A 4100-nucleotide genomic window follows, 5' to 3' on the forward strand; every position below is an offset into this window, starting at 1 on the left:
GATTTTCATAGAAAAAAATAGTTTTAAATTTTTAAAAGATATTAAAATAGATATTATTAAAAATAACTTATCTAAAAAAATAAATTTTGTTATTTTAAATAAAAAAACACAAAATATTAATAATATAGATCATTTAAAATGTAATATTAATATTTTTTTAAAAAACATAATTAATCCTAGATTATTAAATCATGGAGGTTCAATAATTTTAAAAAATATTACAACAAATTATATTGTATTATTAGAATTTCATGGAGGTTGTCAAGGATGTGCAATGAGTAAACAAACTTTAAAAAATTGGATTGAAAAAGAAATATTAAATAATTTTCCAAATATAAAAGGTGTTCATGATGTAACTTTACATAAAAAAAATAAATTTTCTTATTACTAACTAAATAGATAATTGTTTTATTTAAATATTTTACTAATTTTTAGTAGTACATATTTATTTTTTTAAAAAAATTATTTTATATTTAAATAAGGAATAAAATTATATGCCAGTTATAGTACATAAAAAATTACCAGCAATTAATTTTTTAAAACAAGAAAATATATTTTTGTTAGCTAAATCAAAAAAAAAAAAATATTCTAGTCAACTTAAAATTCTTTTTTTAAATTTAATGTTTAAAAAAATTGATACAGAAAATCAGATAATTAGATTATTATCTAATTCTTCATTATTTATAGATTTATCGTTATTAGCAGTAAATGATAGTCAATCATTAAATTATATATCTACTCATCATATAAATAGATATTATTCTCATTTAGAACAAATTAATAATAATTATTATGATGGTTTAATTATTACAGGTGCACCTTTAGGATTAATTAACTTTACTGATATTAGATATTGGAAAGAATTTGTTAAAATTATACATTGGGCCCGTGAACATGTAAATTCCATCTTATCTATATGTTGGTCTGTACAGGCGGTATTAAATATTTTATATAAAATTCCTAAAAAAGTTAATCAATCAAAGTTATTAGGTATATTTAAACATAAAATTTTATTAAAAAATAATTATTTAATTCAAGGATTTGATGATTATTTTTTTGTTCCTCATTCTAGATATTCTGATTTTTCATTAGATTTTATTAAAAATTATACTGATTTAAACATAATATCTTTTTCAAATAAAGCAGGTGTATATCTTTTTACTAGTCAAAAAAATAAATATATATTTATTACTGGTCATCCAGAATATGATGTCTTAACAATTAATGAAGAATATTTAAATGATTTAAAAAATAAATCTAAACTAACTAAGTTACCATATAATTATTATCCTTTAAATAATCCAAAACTAAAACCTAAAATTAATTGGAGAAGTCATGGTAATTTATTATTTTTAAATTGGTTAAATTATTTATTTTATCAAAAAAAATATATTTATATAAATAAATTTTAAAATATTAAATTTTAAAAGGAATAATAATGTTAACAACAAAATATGCATTTTTTACATCTAAAAACAAAATAAATGATAATAATATAAACAGTTTTACTTTAATGATTAAATCAGGAATTATTAGAAAATTGTCTTCTGGAATATATATTTGGTTACCAACCGGATTAAGAATTATTAATAATTTAAAAAAAATTATACGTTATTTTATGAATAATATAAATGCTATTGAATTAATATTACCAATATTACATCCCATAAATATATGGAATCAAAGCGGACGTATAAATAATTATGGTAAAGAATTATTAAAAATTGTAGATCGTAGAAAACATAGTTTTATTTTAGGTCCAACACATGAAGAAGTTATTACTTACTTAATAAGTAATGAGATTATTTCATATAAATCTTTACCAGTCCATTTTTATCAAATACAAACTAAATTTAGAGATGAAATTAGATCTCGTTTAGGAGTTATACGTGCAAAAGAATTTTTAATGAAAGATAGTTATTCATTTCATATAAATGAAAATTCTTTAAAAGAAACATATAATGTTGTATTAAAAACTTATAAAAAAATATTTGATTTTTTAAATATTAGTTATGTAATAGTTAAGGCAGATAATAATATTATTGGAGGTGATATTTCTCATGAATTTCATATTTTATCTAAAAATGGAGAAAATTTACTTTCTCTATCTAAAGATAAAAAATTTATAATTAATCGAGAACTAAAAAATTCTTTATTTTCTAAGAAATTTAATAGAAATAAAAAAAAAAATTTAAAAAAAAAATTAATAATTATAAAAAATTGTTTAACTTATGAAGAATTAGCTGAAAAAATTAATATATCAATAAAAAATATTATTAAAACAATTATTATTAAAATATCAAATAAGCATAATCCTTTTATTGCTCTAATTATTAGAGCAGATCATAAAATAAATATTGATAAAATTAAAAAAATAAATATTAATATAATAAAAATTTTATCTGATGAAGAAATAAAAAAAATTTTTAAAATTAATACAAATATTATAAATCCATTTTTTTTTAAAATACCTATTATTGGAGATTATTCTATAACAAATATGTATAATTTTGTTATCAAAACTGACATTAAAAACCAATATTCTATAAATACAAATTGGAATATTAATTTAACTTTACCAAATAATATTCAAGATATTTGTTATATAAATAACAATATTGTATCATCAAATGATATAAATTTAATAAAAATTAAACGTAGTATAGAAATAGCACATATTTTTCAAATTGGTACAAAATATTCTAAATCAATGAATTATCATATATATGATAAAAAAAAACTAAAAAAATTAATATATATGGGTTGTTATGGTATCGGTATATCAAGATTAATTGCTGCCCTTATAGAAGAACATTATGATTCTCAAGGAATTTTTTGGCCAAATGAATTTTTAGCACCTTTTTTAGTAGCCATTATTCCAATTAATATGTATAAATTTACTATAGTAAAAAAAAATGCTTTTTTACTTTATAATAAATTTAAATTATTAGGTATAGAAGTTATAATGGATGATAGAAAAGAAAATCCAGGAGTAATGCTTACTGATATGGATCTTATCGGTATTCCTCATATTATTATAATTAATAATTTAAATATTTTAAATAATAATATTGAATATAAATGTAGAAAAACAGGATTTACAAAAATTCTATCTATTGATCTAATTATAGATTTTATTTTTAAAAAAATAAAAATGAATAAATGCTTTAATGTTTTTTTTCAAAAGCAATAAAAAAATTATTTTTTTCTAAAAAATCAATTTTCCCATATTGTGTAACTAATTTATTTTTTAAATCAATAATTAATTTTTCATTATAGAATAATAATGGAATTTGTTCCCTTTCCCATTTAGGAATATTTAAATTTTTCCATATATTATTAATATTTTTTTTATATTTAGAATTATTAAAATAATATTTTTCTATTGGATTATTAAATTTTATATATATTATTTCATTATTTTTTGGTTTTTTAATATATATTAATTTTTTTTTATAATTTTTATGATGTAAAATTGTTAATATACCTAATTTATTAGGTAATATTAAAGGTTTTTCAAAATTATTCCATATTAAAATATTTTTTTTTAAATTAAGATAATTTTTTATACAAAATAAATAATTTTTATGTTTTCTAATAACATATTTACCTATTTTAATTTGAGGATTATTATTTTTTTTACAACAAATAATTTCGTTCCATATAATATCTAATAATTTTCTAGATGGCATATAATAATATTTATTATATTCTATCCATTTTCTAATAATAAAATTTCTTTTTACCACATTAAAATTATATAAAGGAGAAATAAATAAACTATTATTTTTTTGAATTAATTTCATTAATGTAGGTTTAATTAAATTATGTAATAATTCTTCTTGTTCACTACAATTTTTAATTGATCTAGAAAGAACTTTTAAAAAAAATGGCCATCTATTAATTATTTTTGGTAAAATAATATTACGTAAAAAATTACGATCATATTTTATATCTTTATTACTAGGATCGTCTATCCACTGTATTTTTTTTTTTGTAGCATAATTAATTATATCATTTTTAGTTATTTTTAAAAAAGGACGCAATATTTTAAAATTATTTACAATTTTAATTGTAGACATACCAGATAATCCTTTAGG

4 protein-coding genes are annotated in these 4100 nt (G+C 17.0%); 3 read left to right on the plus strand and 1 reads right to left on the minus strand.

Annotated features, from left to right (window positions below; all coding sequences use genetic code 11):
• The 3 genes from GJT96_RS01085 to GJT96_RS01095 all read left to right on the plus strand — a co-directional run.
• Positions 1 to 391, plus strand: a 391-nt coding sequence (locus tag GJT96_RS01085) for a NifU family protein (protein ID WP_211080501.1), incomplete at its 5' end; no start/stop codon positions are given.
• Between the two features lie 103 nt (positions 392 to 494).
• On the plus strand, positions 495 to 1412 hold the full coding sequence (locus tag GJT96_RS01090; RefSeq protein ID WP_169780395.1) for a homoserine O-succinyltransferase: 918 nt from the start codon (positions 495 to 497) through the stop codon (positions 1410 to 1412).
• A gap of 26 nt (positions 1413 to 1438) precedes the next feature.
• Entirely contained in the window at positions 1439 to 3193 is a 1755-nt protein-coding gene (locus GJT96_RS01095; protein WP_169780396.1) for a proline--tRNA ligase, read from the plus strand.
• Here GJT96_RS01095 and tilS read toward each other — a convergent pair.
• The coding region (tilS, locus tag GJT96_RS01100; protein ID WP_169780397.1) for a tRNA lysidine(34) synthetase TilS at positions 3168 to 4100 on the minus strand (933 nt) is incomplete at its 5' end. The genes GJT96_RS01095 and tilS overlap by 26 nt on opposite strands.

This window comes from Enterobacteriaceae endosymbiont of Donacia piscatrix, assembly GCF_012569525.1.
GTDB lineage: Bacteria > Pseudomonadota > Gammaproteobacteria > Enterobacterales > Enterobacteriaceae.

Coding starts and splice junctions, on each gene's coding strand:
- GJT96_RS01090 (WP_169780395.1), top strand. CDS start 495: ATGCCAGTTATAGTACATAAAAAATTACCAGCAATTAATTTTTTAAAA.
- GJT96_RS01095 (WP_169780396.1), top strand. CDS start 1,439: ATGTTAACAACAAAATATGCATTTTTTACATCTAAAAACAAAATAAAT.